Below are 437 nucleotides of genomic sequence, written 5' to 3' on the forward strand. Positions count from 1 at the left end.
TTATCGTCTTCCACCAGCACCCAGCGGCCGCGCAGGTGCTCCGCACAGAGGAAAGCGTACTCTTCCTCACCGGTCTTCAAGAACTTATCGATGGGTAACTTCTCCCCCGTTTGGGGCACATAGAAGACAGCCTCATCGCGAATACGTCGCCTTGCCTGATATTCGCTGATATTACGGCTGTTCTTTTGGCGTCTACCGATACCGGGAATCGTGACCTGTACGCGGTACACGTCCTGATTAGCAATAAGCCAGCCGCGGTTTTCCCGGTACAGCCGAAGAAGCTCAGGAGAAATGATCTCTTCGGGGTTGATCACTTCAGAGAGCGGCTTGGTATCTCCGGTGTAGTAGAAATAGTTCAGGGCGGCATAAAAGTACGCCTGAAAAATATAGAAACCACCGCGGTTATACTCATTCATTCCCGGCTGCAGAACGGGGTA

Annotated in this window: 1 protein-coding gene; it reads right to left on the reverse strand. The window is 52.4% G+C overall.

What is annotated here, in order from left to right:
* The coding region (locus tag HMPREF2894_RS03895; RefSeq protein WP_246827009.1) for a DUF6318 family protein at positions 1-437 on the reverse strand (437 nt) is incomplete at both ends.

It is taken from the genome of Rothia sp. HMSC066G02 (assembly GCF_001813145.1).
GTDB lineage: Bacteria > Actinomycetota > Actinomycetes > Actinomycetales > Micrococcaceae > Rothia.